General features: G+C 59.5%; 16 protein-coding genes. 7 read left to right on the top strand and 9 right to left on the bottom strand.

The window, feature by feature from the left end:
• Nucleotides 1-2 precede the first annotated feature (2 nt).
• From AC6CWS_RS13900 to AC6CWS_RS13890, 3 genes are all read right to left on the bottom strand, one after another.
• Nucleotides 3-845 (bottom strand): triphosphoribosyl-dephospho-CoA synthase, encoded by an 843-nt coding sequence (locus AC6CWS_RS13900; RefSeq protein ID WP_065882299.1) that lies wholly within the window; start codon nucleotides 843-845, stop codon nucleotides 3-5.
• Complete coding sequence (mdcA, locus tag AC6CWS_RS13895; protein WP_004206060.1) at nucleotides 845-2,500, bottom strand: malonate decarboxylase subunit alpha; 1,656 nt, start codon at nucleotides 2,498-2,500, stop codon at nucleotides 845-847. The genes AC6CWS_RS13900 and mdcA overlap by 1 nt, the downstream gene beginning before the upstream one ends.
• A gap of 222 nt (nucleotides 2,501-2,722) precedes the next feature.
• The gene (locus tag AC6CWS_RS13890) at nucleotides 2,723-3,757 is read right to left on the bottom strand and encodes an AI-2E family transporter (protein ID WP_023289538.1); all 1,035 of its coding nucleotides are present in this window, start codon (nucleotides 3,755-3,757) and stop codon (nucleotides 2,723-2,725) included.
• 138 nt (nucleotides 3,758-3,895) lie between these two features.
• Between AC6CWS_RS13890 and AC6CWS_RS13885 the strand changes: the two genes are divergently transcribed.
• The 3 genes from AC6CWS_RS13885 (at nucleotide 3,896) to kpnF (ending at nucleotide 4,878) form a co-directional block, all read left to right on the top strand.
• A complete protein-coding gene (locus AC6CWS_RS13885; RefSeq protein ID WP_074442599.1) occupies nucleotides 3,896-4,081 on the top strand; it encodes a protein YdgV in 186 nt (61 codons plus the stop codon).
• A 118-nt stretch (nucleotides 4,082-4,199) separates the two neighbouring features.
• Complete coding sequence (gene kpnE / locus AC6CWS_RS13880; protein WP_023289539.1) at nucleotides 4,200-4,562, top strand: multidrug efflux SMR transporter subunit KpnE; 363 nt, start codon at nucleotides 4,200-4,202, stop codon at nucleotides 4,560-4,562.
• On the top strand, nucleotides 4,549-4,878 hold the full coding sequence (kpnF, locus tag AC6CWS_RS13875; RefSeq protein ID WP_023289540.1) for a multidrug efflux SMR transporter subunit KpnF: 330 nt from the start codon (nucleotides 4,549-4,551) through the stop codon (nucleotides 4,876-4,878). Before kpnE ends, kpnF begins: the two co-directional genes overlap by 14 nt.
• A gap of 55 nt (nucleotides 4,879-4,933) precedes the next feature.
• Here kpnF and AC6CWS_RS13870 read toward each other — a convergent pair whose 3' ends face one another.
• Nucleotides 4,934-5,023 (bottom strand): ArsR family transcriptional regulator, encoded by a 90-nt coding sequence (locus tag AC6CWS_RS13870; RefSeq protein ID WP_258315333.1) that lies wholly within the window; start codon nucleotides 5,021-5,023, stop codon nucleotides 4,934-4,936.
• Here AC6CWS_RS13870 and AC6CWS_RS13865 point away from each other — a divergent pair.
• The gene (locus AC6CWS_RS13865) at nucleotides 4,983-7,139 is read left to right on the top strand and encodes a putative bifunctional diguanylate cyclase/phosphodiesterase (RefSeq protein WP_498256407.1); all 2,157 of its coding nucleotides are present in this window, start codon (nucleotides 4,983-4,985) and stop codon (nucleotides 7,137-7,139) included. The genes AC6CWS_RS13870 and AC6CWS_RS13865 overlap by 41 nt on opposite strands.
• On the opposite strand, the gene AC6CWS_RS13860 is transcribed toward AC6CWS_RS13865, so the two are convergent.
• The 4 genes from AC6CWS_RS13860 to AC6CWS_RS13845 all read right to left on the bottom strand — a co-directional run bounded on the left by AC6CWS_RS13860 (nucleotide 7,140) and on the right by AC6CWS_RS13845 (nucleotide 10,967).
• The gene (locus tag AC6CWS_RS13860; protein ID WP_044522790.1) at nucleotides 7,140-7,952 is read right to left on the bottom strand and encodes a trypsin-like serine peptidase; all 813 of its coding nucleotides are present in this window, start codon (nucleotides 7,950-7,952) and stop codon (nucleotides 7,140-7,142) included.
• Between the two features lie 789 nt (nucleotides 7,953-8,741).
• Nucleotides 8,742-8,825: a small membrane protein YdgU gene (gene ydgU, locus AC6CWS_RS13855; protein ID WP_049245797.1), complete on the bottom strand. Its 84-nt coding sequence runs from the start codon at nucleotides 8,823-8,825 to the stop codon at nucleotides 8,742-8,744.
• A gap of 69 nt (nucleotides 8,826-8,894) precedes the next feature.
• The gene (gene asr / locus AC6CWS_RS13850) at nucleotides 8,895-9,314 is read right to left on the bottom strand and encodes an acid resistance repetitive basic protein Asr (RefSeq protein ID WP_004206052.1); all 420 of its coding nucleotides are present in this window, start codon (nucleotides 9,312-9,314) and stop codon (nucleotides 8,895-8,897) included.
• Between the two features lie 165 nt (nucleotides 9,315-9,479).
• Nucleotides 9,480-10,967 carry a carboxypeptidase M32 gene (locus tag AC6CWS_RS13845; RefSeq protein WP_065882303.1) on the bottom strand — a complete coding sequence of 496 codons (1,488 nt, stop codon included), beginning with the start codon at nucleotides 10,965-10,967 and terminating at the stop codon, nucleotides 9,480-9,482.
• A gap of 227 nt (nucleotides 10,968-11,194) precedes the next feature.
• On the opposite strand from AC6CWS_RS13845, the gene AC6CWS_RS13840 reads away from it, so the two are divergent.
• The gene (locus tag AC6CWS_RS13840) at nucleotides 11,195-11,287 is read left to right on the top strand and encodes a KPN_01571 family protein (RefSeq protein WP_004206050.1); all 93 of its coding nucleotides are present in this window, start codon (nucleotides 11,195-11,197) and stop codon (nucleotides 11,285-11,287) included.
• Nucleotides 11,288-11,317: 30 nt separating this feature from the next.
• Here AC6CWS_RS13840 and ynfM read toward each other — a convergent pair whose 3' ends face one another.
• The gene (gene ynfM, locus AC6CWS_RS13835; RefSeq protein WP_023289545.1) at nucleotides 11,318-12,568 is read right to left on the bottom strand and encodes a multidrug efflux MFS transporter YnfM/SxtP(Kp); all 1,251 of its coding nucleotides are present in this window, start codon (nucleotides 12,566-12,568) and stop codon (nucleotides 11,318-11,320) included.
• A gap of 130 nt (nucleotides 12,569-12,698) precedes the next feature.
• Between ynfM and ynfL the strand changes: the two genes are divergently transcribed.
• Together ynfL and mlc are read left to right on the top strand one after the other, a co-directional pair.
• Nucleotides 12,699-13,601: a multidrug efflux transcriptional activator YnfL/SxtR(Kp) gene (ynfL, locus tag AC6CWS_RS13830; RefSeq protein ID WP_065882306.1), complete on the top strand. Its 903-nt coding sequence runs from the start codon at nucleotides 12,699-12,701 to the stop codon at nucleotides 13,599-13,601.
• A gap of 124 nt (nucleotides 13,602-13,725) precedes the next feature.
• Nucleotides 13,726-14,946, top strand: a complete 1,221-nt coding sequence (mlc, locus tag AC6CWS_RS13825; protein ID WP_032429145.1) for a sugar metabolism global transcriptional regulator Mlc — start codon at nucleotides 13,726-13,728, stop codon at nucleotides 14,944-14,946.
• The last annotated feature ends 122 nt before the right edge of the window (nucleotides 14,947-15,068 follow it).

The raw sequence follows: 15,068 nt of genomic DNA, 5'->3' as shown, positions 1-15,068 counted from the left end.
CGTTAGCCGGCAACCCGGTCGAGAAACAGGGTGGCGGCAAGGAGATCGGCGGCGCCGCCCGGCGAGGCGTTGTGCGCCAGCATCTGCGCGTCAAGCCGCGCCAGGGCGGCGCGTCCGGCGACGCTGGCGCACCCGCCGGCCGCCAGCACCGCGCGGGCGCCCTGCTGCATGGTCTGCAGGCCGGTCAAGCCGGCGCGCGACAGCACGCAGGTATCGCTCAGCGAGGTCATGATGGCCATCAGCGCGTCAAGTTGCGCCTGCGGCTCGCTGGCGCCCCGGGCGCGGCTTTGCTGTAACTGCGGCAGCGCCAGGGTGGTGATATGCGGGAAACCGCGCTGCGCCTCTTCGCGCGCGCCCGGCACCTGCCAGCGGCGGCTGGCGCGTAGCCCTTTACTGAAGCTTTTCGGCGCCAGGCCGTCGGGCAGACGGGCGAGGGCGGCGGCGGTGTCGGCGATCGCCTGTGAATGACCCGCTCCCCCCAACATCGCTACCGCGCTGACCAGCAGCCCCAGCGCCCAGATGGCGCCGCGGTGGGTGTTGACCCCGCCGGTGGCCTGCATCATCTGCGCTTCGCCTTCCCGGCCAAGGCGGCCGACGGTTTCGCGCAGCGCGATATCCGCCGGGCGGCGCCAGCTTTGCTGGGCCAGCGCGTGGAAGGTCGGCTGCAGGCTGCGGGCGGAGCGTTCCATCAGCGCCAGCGTGAGGTCCTGATGCGCGCCGCTGCCGCGGCTGTCGACCAGACCCGGTTTCGGGCTCAGACGGGCTTCGTCAATCAGACAGGCGCTGGCGGTATCCGCCAGCCAGCTGACGCGGCTTTCTGCGTGCAGGGGGGAGAGAATTTTCATTACCAGCTCCGGAATTTTGCCGGTGGGTTGTACAGTCCGTCGGACCATTCCACCAGGTCGGCGACGCTGCCGGCGGCCAGCAGCGAACGGGTGGCCTCGCTGCGGCGAATGCCGAGATCTTCCGGGTAGACCACTTTGCCGCTCTGACGCAGGGCAGCCACGCGTTTCGCGTCCACTCCGAGGCCAATGTCGGTGATCCCGGCCACGGCAGCGACCATCGCCCGGCGCTCTTCCAGGCTTTCCGCACGATACAGGTAGGCGATACCCTCTTCGGTCAGCACGTGGGTGACGTCATCGCCGTAAATCATCACCGGCGCCAGCGGCATGCCGGAGGTTTTGGCGACGTCGACCGCGTCGAGAGTCTCAACAAAGGTCGGCTTCACCCCGGCCTGAAAGGTTTCGACCATCTGCACTACCAGTTTTTTACCGCGCTGCATTGGGTCCGGCTCGGTGATCATATTGAGCCAGGCAGGGGTGGCATGGCGGCGGCCGTGCGGATCGTGGCCCATGTTCGGCGCGCCGCCGAAGCCGGAAAGGCGGCCGCGGGTGACGGTCGAGGAGTTAGCCAGACCATCAACCTGCAGGGTCGAACCGATAAACATATCCACCGCGTATTGCCCCGCCAGCTGGCAGAAGGCGCGGTTGGAGCGCATGGAGCCGTCCGGGCCGGTAAAGAAGATATCCGGACGGGCGCGGATGTACTCTTCCATCCCCAGCTCGCCGCCGAAGCAGTGCACGCTCTCCACCCAGCCGCTCTCGATCGCCGGGATCAGCGTCGGATGCGGGTTCAGGGTCCAGTGTTTACAGATTTTGCCTTTCAGACCGAGCTGTTCGCCGTAAGTCGGCAGCAGCAGTTCGATGGCGGCGGTGTTGAAGCCGATCCCGTGGTTGAGGGACTGCACCTGATGCTCGGCGTAGATGCCCTTGATCGCCATCATCGCCATCAGAATGTGTTCTTGCTTAATCAGGCGCGGGTCGCGGGTGAACAGCGGTTCAATAAAGAACGGCTTGTCGGCGACCACCACGTAATCAATCCACGAGCCGGGAATATCGACGCGGGGCAGATCGCACTCGTCGTCCACCAGTTCGTTAACCTGGGCGATAACAATACCGTCGTGGAAGGCGGCGGCTTCCACCAGCGCCGGGGTATCTTCGGTACTCGGCCCGGTATACAGGTTACCTTTACGGTCGGCTTTGTAGCCGGCGATCAGCGCGACGTTGGGCGACAGATCGACGTACAGGCGGGAGTAGAGTTCGATATAGGTATGAATGGCGCCGATTTCCAGCAGGCCATCTTCCAGCAGCTGCGAAATGCGCAGGCTTTGGGTACCGGAGAAGGAGAAATCGAGTTTGCGGGCGATACCTTTTTCAAACAGGTCCAGATGCTCGCTGCGCCCGACGCTCGGCATGATCATATGCAGATCGTGGATTTTCTGCGGATTGACTTCCGCCAGCATGCGGGAGAGGAAATCGGCCTGCTTCTGGTTGTTGCCTTCCAGCACCACCCGGTCGCCGGGGGCGAGCAGGTTTTCCAGTACGCTGACCAGCTGGTCAGTGGGGATGACTTTGCCGGGGATGTTGGCCTCGGCCAGCCGCCGCTGCTTTTCCGTCCGGCGACGGTTCCAGACCCGCCCCGTCGTTTGTTCGGCATTCATTATTAACCTCCTGATTCGACAAATCGTTTTGTTTGTCCTGGTGGAGGTTAGTGTGCGATGCGAGGCGCGGAGCATCAATTAAGCACGGCGGCCAATCGTTAGCCTGAGAGTAACAATTGTGATTGGCCCTTTGTGATGAGGATCAATAATACGAAAGGCGTAGTGGTCTACCACAGGTGTCAGGGAGAGGGGGGGCCGGCCAGTCGCCGGCCCGGGGAAGGGTTACTCTTTGCTCACATCACTTAATAAGAATGCGATGCTCTGGCCGCCGCTGGTCTGCTCGAGGGCGATTTTGACGATGATCGTCAACGGCACCGACAGGAGCATACCGACCGGACCCAGCAGCCAGCCCCAGAAGATCAACGACAGGAATACCACCAGGGTGGAGAGTCCCAGGCCGCGCCCCATGATCCGCGGTTCGAGAATATTGCCGAACACCAGGTTAACGATCAGATAGCCGGCCAGCACCACCAGCGCCTCGTACAGGCCGCCGAATACCAGGACCTGCAGGATCGGCGGGATGGCCGCCAGCACGGAGCCAATATTGGGAATATAGTTCAGCGCGAAGGCCAGCAGCCCCCACATAAAGGCGAAACGCACGTCCAGCAGAACCAGCATGCCCCAGACCACCAGCCCGGTGACCAGGCTAATCGCGGTCTTCAGCACCAGATAATGCGACACGCTGTCGATGGCGCGCTGAATGGCCCCCATGCCTTCTACCGGGCGGGACATCAGCTGCTGCAGTTTGGCGGGCAGTTGCGGAACCTCCAGCAGCATAAACACCACCGTCAGCAGCAGCAGAAAAATCGAGGACATGGCGTTCGACAGCTGAGTGAGCAGACCGGTGACCAGGGTCATCACGGCGTTGGGGTCGATGTATTTGTTTAGCTCCACCACCGAGACGGTAAAGCCCAGGCGCTGCAGCCAGGGAGCGATGGTTTGCATCGGTTCGTAGAGATAGTTGCGGTACTGCGGCAGGGTGCGCGCCAGCTCGTTAAGCGAAGTCCCCAGCGAGGCCAGCAGCACAACGGCTAACATGACGATAAGGCCGATCAGCAATGAGATCGCCAGCACGCGTGGCACCCGGCAGCGGACCAGCAGCTGGACCAGCGGATTAATAATCACCGCCAGAAAAAGCGCGAGTATAAACGGGACAATAATGTCTGCCGCAAAGCGAATGCCGGTCAGGATGATCACCAGCATGCCCAGCATGATGACCATCTTTAATCCGTTAAGTGTAATAATAGGTTTAGCCATAGGATCCCGTCCTCAATCTTCCTTGCCTGTTAACAGGTTGCGTTACATTAGCATAATGACGTTTTTTTTCAGAAAAAACGCATTGCAGCAAAACCGCGGCGTAAAGAATTGCAAAGTCTTTGAATAAAATGTAGCACTATGCTACAAATGTACCTGTGTTTAACTACTGAGGACAATTTTCATCCGCACCGGACGAGAAGCAACACCGCGGATAATTGTAATTTTATGGACAATCAGTTCAGGATGTATATTTTAAATCACCCCGCAGTATCCCTCACTTTTTCCCGTTTTGCCGGCGAACAGCACTGGCATTCGGCGCTATAGTCACCTTCTTTCTGCCTGAGCTGGCGCCAAGCGCACAGCGAAATCTACGTCAGAAATTTTCCTGTTTACGCGTCGCGTAAACGGTAATGGATTATATTCTCAAGCAGGAGAAGGGATCATGTTTTATTGGATTTTATTAGCTTTAGCGATTATTGCTGAAATTACCGGCACCTTGTCGATGAAATGGGCAAGCATTAGCGGTGGGCATACCGGATTTATTTTAATGCTGGCCATGATTGCCCTGTCATATATTTTTCTCGCCTTTGCGGTTAAAAAAATTGCCCTCGGCGTGGCCTACGCGTTATGGGAAGGGATTGGTATTTTGCTGATCACCCTGTTCAGCGTACTGTTGTTTGATGAAAGCCTGTCGCTGCTGAAAATAGCCGGTCTGACCACCCTGGTGGTGGGGATCGTCTTAATTAAGTCCGGCACCCAGAAAAAAGCGTCGTCGAAGCAGGAGGTGGCTCATGCAGCAGTTTGAGTGGATCCACGCCATCTGGCTGGCTATCGCCATTGTTCTGGAAATTATTGCCAACGTCTTTTTGAAGTTTTCCGACGGTTTCCGCCGCAAGGTCTATGGCATTCTGTCGCTGGCGGCGGTGCTGGGCGCGTTCAGCGCCCTGTCGCAGGCGGTGAAAGGCATCGATCTGTCGGTCGCCTATGCGCTGTGGGGCGGCTTCGGTATCGCGGCGACCATCGCCGCCGGCTGGGTGCTGTTTGGCCAGCGCCTGAATAACAAAGGCTGGGCGGGAGTCATCCTGCTGGTTGCCGGCATGGTGTTAATTAAACTCGCCTGACGTCGCGCCGCTTGCAAAGCCAGGCGGCAAAACGGGTTCGCTGTAGTATGCTTACTCAAGACCGGCCCCGCAGGTATTGTGCCCGGTGACGATGAGGACTGCGCATGCTCACAGCTTTCGGCTGGCGGAAAATTCCTTCCGCCAGGACGTTGTCAATAATGATTTTTCTCGCCGGGCTCGGCCTCACCGCGTCGCTGATCTCCCTGCTTTACCTCTCGCAACACCTCATTGCCAGCAAATCCAATGAAATTGATCAGCAGCGCTCGGTCCTGTCGGTGGAAGGGGCGGTGCAGACCTCGGTCAACCGGGTGCTGTCGCTGGTGCTGGACAATGCCATCTGGGACGATGCGGTGACCCAGACTTACGCTCCCAGCCTGGATCAAAAATGGCTGTACGACTCCTGGGGATCCGGCTTCAAAATCAATAACCTGTATGACGGCACCTTTGTCCTTGATGAACATTATCACATCCTGTGGGGCGCCTTTCAGAGTCAGGTCATGCCCCGCGCAGACCTCTCATTTCTCGGCGCCGGGCTGACCAGCCTGATCCGCTATCATGCACAGGCTCTGCGCGAGGGGAAAAACGCCTTCGCCGGCATCACACGTACCGAGGCCGGGATCGCTTTCGTCGGCATCGGCCTGATACGGCCGACGAGCGGCCGGCTGCAGGTGGCTGACGAGACCCGACGCTATCTGGTCATTACCCGGCACATCAGCCCTCAGCTGCTGGAGCGTTTAGGCGACACCTTCCAGATAAGCCATCTGCATCTCAGCGACGGCCCAGGCGAACACCGGATCCCGCTGCGCACGCAGGGAGGCGAGGTTCTGGGCTATCTGGCGTGGCAGCCGCGTCTGCCCGGCGCCGAAGCGGCCCTGGCCTCGTCAGGCAGTATGCGGCTCATCGCCGGGGTGGCCGCCAGCCTGATCCTGCTGTTTATTCTGTTCAGCAGCCTCGGCATGTATAAGCTGGCCCGCGGCGAACGTCAGGCGCGGGAGATCGCCCTGATTGACTGGCTCAGCCGCCTGTCCAACCGGCGTGCGCTGCTGCTGCGGCTCAGCCAGGTGTGCGACACGAGTAAGCACGATATGCAGTGCGTGGTGTTTATCGATCTGGACGGTTTTAAGGATGTGAATGATAACTATGGCCACGATGTGGGCGACACTCTGATCCGCCATATCGCCAGCGCGCTGCAAAAACGGGTGCCGGCGGGGGCCATGCTGGCAAGAATGGGCGGGGATGAGTTCGCCATGGCGGTGAGCGGCGAACAGGCGATCGACCGGGCCGCGGCGTTCGCCTGGGGGGCGCTGGAGTTGCTTAAAGCGCCGGTGGCGCTGAGCAAACGCACAATTTATATCGGCGCCAGCATCGGCATCGCCAGCGGTACTCCGGCGGAATGCTCCAGTACCGAACTGTTTCGCCGGGCGGATATCGCCATGTACCACGCCAAGAAGAGCGGCAAGGGGCGGACGGCCTGGTATGACGATGCGCTGGATGCCGTGCGACGTCATCAGCTGATGATTGAGAATGGCATCCGTCAGGGGCTGGAGCAGGATGAATTTGAGGTCTGGTATCAGCCGGTGGTCGATGCCGATACGCTGGCGATGACCGGCGTTGAAGCGCTGCTGCGCTGGCCGCGTCGCCCGCAGGGTGCGCTGGCGCCGGATGCGTTTATCGCCATTGCCGAGAGTAGCGGCCTGATTGACACCCTCGGCCAGTTCGTCCTGCAACGCGCCTGCAGCGACCTGCAGCCGGTGGGCGATCTGCTGCTGTCGGTGAACATCTCGCCGGCGCAATTTCGCGATCCGGCGTTTGAAAGCCGGGTGATGGAAACGGTCGCTGCCTGCCGCTTTCCGCCGTCGCGCCTGCAGGTGGAGGTGACGGAGAGTTATGTGCTGGAAAATCCGGAACGTTCGCAGGCGGTGATGGAGAATCTGAAGGCCCAGGGCATCGCCGTGGCGCTGGACGATTTTGGCACCGGTTACTCCAGCATCGGCTATTTACGCCGCTTTCGCTTTGACAGCCTGAAGATTGACAAATCCCTCGCCGGGCGGGTGGATTGCGATGCGCAGGCGGCGGAGATGGTGCGCGGCACGGTGCGCATCGCCCGCGCGCTGGGGATGACGGTCGTGGCGGAGGGGGTTGAAGATCCGCAACAGCTGGCGCTGCTGCGGCGGGCCGGTTGCGACCGGCTACAGGGCTTTTACTTCAGTAAACCGATGCCGATCGCCGACCTGCTGCAGCGGCGTCAGCAGCAGGGGTAATTACTCTCCGGCCAGCGCCTCCAGCTTATCGCGAAAGCCGGTCACCGCGATGGCGCGGTTGTCCGCCCGCCAGCGATCCTGCGGGCCGGGAGCCGAACTTTGCACGGCGATCACTTGCCAGCCGTCCGCGGTTTTCAGCAGCAGCGGCGAGCCGCTGTCGCCGGGCAGGGTGTCACACTGGTGCGACAGGACGCTGTTTTGCGCCCAGCCGGTGACGATGCAATCCTGATGGCTGTAAAGATTGTCCAGATGATCTTCAGGATAACCTGACTGGGTCACTTTCCGGTCCGCCGCCTTCAGAGCGGCGGTTAAATCGGCCTTACTGCCGGGGAAGAGCGGGATCGGCGTGATGCCCGAGGGGGCATAGCGCAGCACGATCAGGCCAAAATCCGAGGGCGCCGCGGCGGAGGGAACGATCCAGCCATCACCGTCGGCTTTCAGACGCTTGCCTAACCCGGGATCCACGCGTCCGTCAATGCCGTGGATCTCATACACCCAGTTACCCTTGCGGGAAATAAAGCGCAGAGCGACCGCTTTGTCCGGCTTGCCGCGCGGGGGCGTTAACAGGCAGTGGCCCGCGGTCAGCGCCAGGTTGGGGGAGATGAGCGTCGCCGTGCACAGATTGCCGCTGGCGGTCTCCAGCTGGCCAATCGCGTCCCACGGACTCTCCTCCGGGCGGCTCACCGCTTTACGCTCATCGTGGCCGAAAAACAACGTCTTAATATCTTTGGCGCTCAGTCCGCTATCTTCGGCATGTGCGCCCAGAGGTAACAGATAAAATGAACACAGTAATAACAGAACGTCTCTACGCATATCACTCTCTGGGGGAGGCTATGATGTCTATTGACAGTAGCAGGAGATTTAAGTTTTTGAAAGTAAACAATAATTCTAATCAGGCCAAACGGCATGTCTCATCTGCGCGCGACAGGCTCTGGCGCGGGTAAAACCTTCTGATTTCAATCGGTTAATACCATTAACCTTCTGCTGCTATTTCCGCAGAAAGCACGGTCTGGCGCAAGCACATTCGTGTATCAGAACGTACTGAAATTGGCGAATAATGCAGCAATACCTCTTTGAGGTTATTCCTGGTTTGGCAGCATAATGCGCAAAAATAATACTTTTACCCGCCAGAACTTCACCAGAATTCGCACTTCTTTACGCCTCACGTAATTATTTTCAATGCGAAACATTTTCTCACCGAAAACGTTGTTACCGTCACCCGGCCGTTGAGTAAATAGAGAGGTAATACCGGCGATGATAGCCTGAATTCTATTTCCCCGGCGTTCGGAGGGTATATGTCTAAAAAAGGTATTCGCGCACTGGTCTATGTTTCCCTGGTCTCGGTGGCCATCTGGGGCGCAACCGGCTATCTGGTGATGGAAGCGGTACGTGCGTTGTGATGAGTCTGGCCGCCGCGTGGGGGCCAGGCGCGCGATGGTTTATTGCTAACGTGTCTGGCGTCTTCGGGCGCCGGGCATGATTTGCGCCGCTGGCAGCGGCAGGGTAAAAGAGACTGATAAGGGTGGGCAACAATATTTGCGCGACCTTCACCTTGCGGGAAGTCTGAGCCAGGCGGCAAAACGGGAGAGAAAGGCGAAATGATTAATAGAGGAAAAAGCGGGTCGCAACCACTGCGCAAATGATTAACAGGATCAGGATGAGCTCAAAACGATAACGCCGCAGCATAGTGCTCTCCAGAAAAAACGGCGCTGAAGCAGCGCCGATTATTTAAGAAGGTTGGTTCACCGGGAGGAATTAGGCTGCCGGCTGTGCAGCAGGTTTAGCGGCCTGGTGTTTGGTTGTTTTGTGGTGTTTTTTCGCTGCCTGAGCTTTCTGGGCTACCGGTTTAGCGGCAGCTTTGTGGTGCTTTTTCGCGGCCTGGGCTTTCTGCGGAGCGGCGGGTTTGGCTTCTGCTTTTTTGTGTTTTTTAGCGGCCTGGGCTTTCTGGGCAGCGGCTGGTTTAGCTTCTGCTTTCTTGTGTTTTTTGGCAGCCTGAGCTTTCTGCTCTGCAGCTGGTTTGGCCGCGGCTTTATGGTGTTTTTTGTGATGGGTGGTCTTGGCAGCAGTGCTGTGGGTAGCAGCTGGCGCCTGAGTGGTGCTTACTGCGTCAGCAGCGAAAGCGGCGGAAGAGAGACCCATAGCAGCGGCAACGACCAGAGCTAATACTTTTTTCATTCTGATATCCTCGAAAAGTTTTCTTAATTTCAACCCCACTGCGGGGCCGGTGAAATCACTATATGCTTGTCTTTTCGGGCTTTCCGTGAGTGTTTGGTATCGGCGTGTAACCGAATGTACAAGGCGGGGAGTGGAAGGACGCGCCGGGCAGCCCGGCGCGGACGATCACAGATAGCGGGCGGTAAGGTGGTCGCGGAAGTAGCAGCTGTTAAGATCCTCGCCGGTGGCCTGCTGGATCAGCTGCGAGGTGGTGAAGCGGCTGCCATGCTGCCAGATATTCTGCCGCAGCCAGTCAAACAGGGCGCTGAAATCCCCTTCCGCGATATCGCGGTCTAACGTCGGCAGCGCGCGACGGGCGGCGGTCATCAGCTGCGCGGCATACATCGCCCCCAGCGTGTAGGAAGGGAAGTAGCCGAAGCCGCCGTCGGTCCAGTGAATATCCTGCATACAGCCGTCCCGGTAGTTGCCGGTGGTCGACAGTCCCAGCCAGTGCTGCATTTTCTCATCCCACAGCGACGGAATATCTTCCACCTCTATCTCGCCGTCGATCAGCGCGCGTTCAATTTCATAGCGCAGGATCACATGCGCCGGATAGCTGACCTCATCGGCATCAACGCGAATAAAGCCTGGTTTCACCCGCTGGTTCCAGGCGATGAAATTCTCCTCGCTAAAGGCCGGCCGATCGCCAAAGCGTTCGCGCACCGCCGGCAGCAGGCGTTTCAGGAAGCGCTCGCTGCGTCCCAGCTGCATTTCGAAGAACAGGCTCTGCGACTCATGGATAGCAGTAGAGCGGGCCAGTCCTACCGGCTGGTCGACCCACGGGCGAGGCAGATTCTGCTCATAGCGGGCGTGGCCGGTCTCGTGGATCACGCCGAACAGAGCGCTGAGCAGGTCGTTTTCGTTGTAGCGGGTGGTGATGCGCACATCCTGAGGGACGCCGCCGCAAAACGGGTGGGCGCTGATGTCCAGACGCCCGCCGTCAAAGTCAAAGCCGAGGATGCGCATCGCCTGCAGACCCAGTTCGCGCTGCTCAGGGATCGGGAACGGCCCCTGCGGGGCGATCAAGGTTCGCGTCGCCTGCTTATCGACCGCTTGTCGCAGCAGGGAAGGCAGCCAGGACTTGAGATCGGCAAACAGGCTGTCCAGCCGGGCGCTGGTCATATCCGGTTCGAAAATATCCAGCAGCGCGTCATAGCGTGAGCCGCCCCGGGCGTCGGCGCGGATCTGCGCTTCCTCGCGGCTCAGCCTGACCACCTCGCGCAAATTATCGGCAAAGCCAGCCCAGTCATTAGCCGGCCGCTGACTGCGCCAGGCATGTTCGCAACGGCTACCGGCCAGCGATTTGGCCTCCACCAGGCTCTCCGGCAGCAGCGCCGCCTGAGCGTACTGGCGCTGCATTTCCCGCAGGTTGGCCTGTTCGAGGTCGTTGAGATCCTGCTGGCGGGCCGCCTGCAGCCATTGGCCCACTTTTTTATCGGTCAGGATCTGATGCTGTAGCACGCCGAGTTCCGCCAGCGCTTCGCCGCGGGCGGCGCTACCGCCCGGAGGCATCATGGCGAACATATCCCAGCCGGCGATGGCGGAGAGATGCGAAAAGCGCGACAGGCGCTGAAAGGTGCGGGTAAGCTGCTGATAAGGCGTATTTTCAGTCATAGTAGCGTTCGGTCCGTGACAGGTGAATGAACAGATTATCGGTATGCCTCTACACTATCCTGATACGCCTGGCGGGTCGAGCGTGGCGCGCAGAGGGCGGGGTAAAGCATTAGCCGCGTGATAGCAGGAAAAAAAGCGTGGCTCTGTGAGCAGTATTGCAGAAATCGGTAACGCATCGTGACTAAACTGTGATCGATAACGCAAGTCTGGAGGTTCGGGGGTGGTTTATGAATCCGTTCACCTGGCTGTTTATTGCCTTACTGTCCGTTGATGCCGTCAGAGAGCTGATGGGCTTGTCATCTATCATGGGCATGTGGTGAAACGTGGCCCGCAGGCCACGTCACGCGCGATTATTTGAGTCGCCGATACAGGCAAGTGCCGGTCAACAGCGCGGCAAGGAGCAGCAGCGCGATAAATCCGCCGACGCCGTTCCAGCCGTAGCGATGCCAGAACACCCCGCCTAATGTCCCCGCCAGGCTTGAGCCAAGATAATAGCTGAACAGATACAGCGATGACGCCTGACCGCGGGCGCGGCGCGCGCGCGGGCCAATCCAGCTGCTGGCGACGGAGTGCGCGGCGAAGAAGCCGGCGGAGAACAGCAGCATGCCGAGGAAAATAAGCCACAGGGAAGAAAAGAGCGTCATCAGCAGGCCGCAGAGCATCACGCCGGTAAAGCCGAGCATCACCGGACCGCGGCCATAGCGTACGGTCATGGCGCCCGCTTTCGGCGAGCTCCAGGTCCCGGTGAGATACGCCACCGACAGCAGACCCACCACCGCCTGGCTTAACGACCACGGCGACATCATCAGACGGTAGCCAATGTAGTTAAACAGGGTGACAAAGGCCCCCATCAGCAGGAAACCCTCGACGAATAGCAGCGGCAGGCCGCGATCGCGCCAGTGCAGGCGGAAATTAATCAGCAGCGTTTTTGGCCGCAGCGAGGTCGGGCGGAAATGGCGCGACTCGGGCAGGATTCGCCAGAACATAATCGCCGCGGCCAGGGCGAAGCCGCTGATCACCGCCAGCGCCACGCGCCAGCCGAAAAAATCGGTAAAGACCCCGGTGAGCAAGCGGCCGCTCATGCCGCCGATGGAGTTGCCGCTGATATAGAGTCCCATAGAGAAGGCCACAAAGCTGGGGTGGATCTCCTCGCTCAGGTAGGTCATACCGACCGCCGCCACGCCGCTCAGCGACAGGCCAATCAGGGCGCGCATAATCAGGATGCCGTGCCAGCTGGTCATCATGGTCGACAACAGCGAGCAGCAGGCGGCCAGCAGCAGCGCGGTGACCATCACCGGCTTGCGGCCTATGGCGTCCGACAGCGGGCCGGTAAACAGCAGGCCCACCGCCAGCATCGCCGTGGAAATGGAGAGAGAAATACTGCTGCTGGCCGGCGATACACCGAACTCGTTCGACAGCACCGGCAGGATCGGCTGTACGCAGTAGAGCAGGGCGAAGGTGGCCAGACCGGCGGAGAATAGCGCGAGCGTGACGCGCATAAACTGCGGGGTGCCGCGCTTAATAAACGGATCCGGGCGGGATGCACCAGCGACGCTGACCTCGCCCGCCGGCACGGTGTCAACGGTTGTTGTACGACTCACAGAGAATTCCTTGGGTAGAAGTTGCTGCTTACCAACAGAGTGTTGTGACCATTCAGCTCACATTTTTAGGGTATGAAAATGTAAATATTCTGTCTAATATATTAATAATCTCAAATAAGACGTTTTAAATATGAATATCGAGTTGCGTCATTTGCGCTACTTTGTCGCCGTCGCCGAGGAGCTGCATTTTGGCCGCGCCGCGGCGCGACTGAACATCTCTCAACCGCCGTTAAGCCAGCAAATTCAGATCCTCGAGCAGCAGACCGGCGCCCGCCTGTTCGCCCGCACCAACCGCAGCGTCAGCCTGACGGCGGCGGGGAAACAGTTTCTCGCCGACAGCCGACAAATTCTCGCCCAGGTGGAGGACGCGGCCGCCCGCGCCGCCCGTCTGCACCATGGGGAAACGGGCGAACTGCGTATCGGCTTTACCTCCTCGGCCCCTTTTATCAAGGCGGTATCCGATACGCTGTCCCTGTTTCGTCAGCGCTACCCGGATGTGCATATTCTCACCCGCGAGACCAATACCCGCGAACAGATTGTCCCGCTGAGCGAGGGAGCCCTCGACCTCGGCCTGTTGCGCAATACCCAACTGCCGGACACCCTGGCGTGGCAGCGAGTGCTGCGCGAGCCGCTGCTGGCGATGGTCCCAGTGGACCATCCGCTGGCCCGCCAGCCCTCGGTCAGCCTGGCGGCGCTGGCGCGGGAGCCGTTCGTCTTTTTCGACCCGCACGTCGGTACCGGCCTGTATGACGACATCCTTGGCCTGCTGCGCCGCTACGGCCATACGCCGGTGATTGCCCAGGAGGTGGGGGAGGCGATGACCATTATTGGCCTGGTAGCCGCCGGGCTGGGGGTGTCGATCCTGCCGGCCTCCTTTCAGCGCGTGCAGCTCAGCGAAATGCGCTGGCTGCCGATTGACGAAAAGGATGCGGTGTCGGAGATGTGGCTGGTGTGGTCGAAACACCATGAGCAGGGGGCGCTGGCAAAACGCTTTCGTGACACGCTGCTGGCCTGGAAAAACGAGCGCAATTGAGGCAAAAAGGGGCTGGAAATGTGCGGTAAATCACAAGGCTAAGCAAAAATTTGACGTTCACCATCGAAGTGCTTCACCATAGCCGAAAGTTTATTTCGAAGCGCGAAAATAAAGGGAGTCAATGGTGGTAGCGGATAGTCAACCAGGCCATATCGATCAGATTAAGCAGACCAATGCGGGCGCCGTCTATCGCCTGATTGATCAGCTCGGCCCGGTATCGCGTATCGACCTCTCCCGATTTGCGCAACTGGCGCCCGCCAGCATCACCAAAATTGTCCGCGAGATGCTGGAAGCGCATCTGGTGCAGGAGACCGAGATTCAGGAGCCCGGCAGCCGCGGGCGCCCGGCGGTGGGTCTGATGGTGGAAACCGAGGCCTGGCACTATCTGGCGGTGCGCATCAGCCGCGGCGAGATCCACCTTTCGCTGCGCGATTTAAGCAGCCAGCTGGTGGTGGAGGAGCAGCTGGAGCTGGCCCTTACCGACAGCTCGCCGTTTCTGACGCGGATCATCGACCATATCGATCGCTTCTTTATTCGCCACCAGAAGAAGCTGGAACGCCTCACCTCCATCGCCATAACGATGCCGGGTATCATTGATACCGAAAACGGCATTATTCATCGCATGCCGTTTTATGAAGAGGTCAAAGACGTCCCGTTGGGCGAAACGCTGGCCAACCATACCGGGGTGCCGGTCTATATTCAGCATGACATTAGCGCCTGGACCATGGCGGAATCGCTGTTTGGCGCCTCGCGCGGCGCCCGGGACGTCATTCAGGTGGTGATCGATCATAACGTCGGCGCCGGGGTTATCACCGACGGACGTCTGCTGCACGCCGGCAGCAGCAGCCTCGTGGAGATCGGTCATACCCAGGTCGACCCCTATGGCAAACGCTGCTACTGCGGTAACCATGGCTGTCTTGAAACGATCGCCAGCGTGGAGAGCGTGCTGGAGCTGGCGCAGATGCGGATGGCACAGTCGATGAGCTCGCTGCTGCATCAGCGTCCGCTGAGCGTGGAGTGGCTGTGCCAGGCGGCGCTGCAGGGCGACCTGCTGGCCCGGGACATTATCAGCGGCGTCGGTCATCACGTCGGTCGCATTCTGGCGATCATGGTCAATCTGTTTAACCCGCAGAAAATCCTGATCGGCTCGCCATTTAACCTGGCGGCAGACATTCTTTTTCCGGCAATTTCCAGCTGCATTCGGCAACAATCACTCCCGGCCTACAGCCAGCATATCGCGGTTGAAAGCACCCAGTTCTCCAACCGCGGAACGATGGCTGGCGCGGCGCTGGTCAAGGATGCGCTCTATAACGGATCCTTACTCATACGACTGTTACAGGGTTAACATTTTTTCATAGTCACACCAAAAATTGCGCTATCTCAAGCTGACCCCCAGCGGCTTCACGTAGACTTTGCCCACTGTTGATTATTTCTCTCCCGTATATTTCATCGACAAAACTGTGGGGT

This window comes from Klebsiella sp. M041 (assembly GCF_059759695.1).
Note: the sequence above shows the minus strand (reverse complement) of the source record. Positions and strands in the feature narration are given on the sequence as shown.

What these genes read in the sequence shown, in the direction of transcription:
- AC6CWS_RS13860 (WP_044522790.1), bottom strand. Translation starts at nt 7,952, where the DNA reads ATGCGTAGAGACGTTCTGTTATTACTGTGTTCATTTTATCTGTTACCT.
- AC6CWS_RS13845 (WP_065882303.1), bottom strand. Translation starts at nt 10,967, where the DNA reads ATGACTGAAAATACGCCTTATCAGCAGCTTACCCGCACCTTTCAGCGC.
- asr (WP_004206052.1), bottom strand. Translation starts at nt 9,314, where the DNA reads ATGAAAAAAGTATTAGCTCTGGTCGTTGCCGCTGCTATGGGTCTCTCT.
- kpnE (WP_023289539.1), top strand. Translation starts at nt 4,200, where the DNA reads ATGTTTTATTGGATTTTATTAGCTTTAGCGATTATTGCTGAAATTACC.
- ynfL (WP_065882306.1), top strand. Translation starts at nt 12,699, where the DNA reads ATGAATATCGAGTTGCGTCATTTGCGCTACTTTGTCGCCGTCGCCGAG.
- ydgU (WP_049245797.1), bottom strand. Translation starts at nt 8,825, where the DNA reads ATGCTGCGGCGTTATCGTTTTGAGCTCATCCTGATCCTGTTAATCATT.
- kpnF (WP_023289540.1), top strand. Translation starts at nt 4,549, where the DNA reads ATGCAGCAGTTTGAGTGGATCCACGCCATCTGGCTGGCTATCGCCATT.
- AC6CWS_RS13890 (WP_023289538.1), bottom strand. Translation starts at nt 3,757, where the DNA reads ATGGCTAAACCTATTATTACACTTAACGGATTAAAGATGGTCATCATG.
- AC6CWS_RS13900 (WP_065882299.1), bottom strand. Translation starts at nt 845, where the DNA reads ATGAAAATTCTCTCCCCCCTGCACGCAGAAAGCCGCGTCAGCTGGCTG.
- mdcA (WP_004206060.1), bottom strand. Translation starts at nt 2,500, where the DNA reads ATGAATGCCGAACAAACGACGGGGCGGGTCTGGAACCGTCGCCGGACG.
- AC6CWS_RS13885 (WP_074442599.1), top strand. Translation starts at nt 3,896, where the DNA reads ATGCTACAAATGTACCTGTGTTTAACTACTGAGGACAATTTTCATCCG.
- AC6CWS_RS13865 (WP_498256407.1), top strand. Translation starts at nt 4,983, where the DNA reads ATGCTCACAGCTTTCGGCTGGCGGAAAATTCCTTCCGCCAGGACGTTG.
- AC6CWS_RS13840 (WP_004206050.1), top strand. Translation starts at nt 11,195, where the DNA reads ATGAATCCGTTCACCTGGCTGTTTATTGCCTTACTGTCCGTTGATGCC.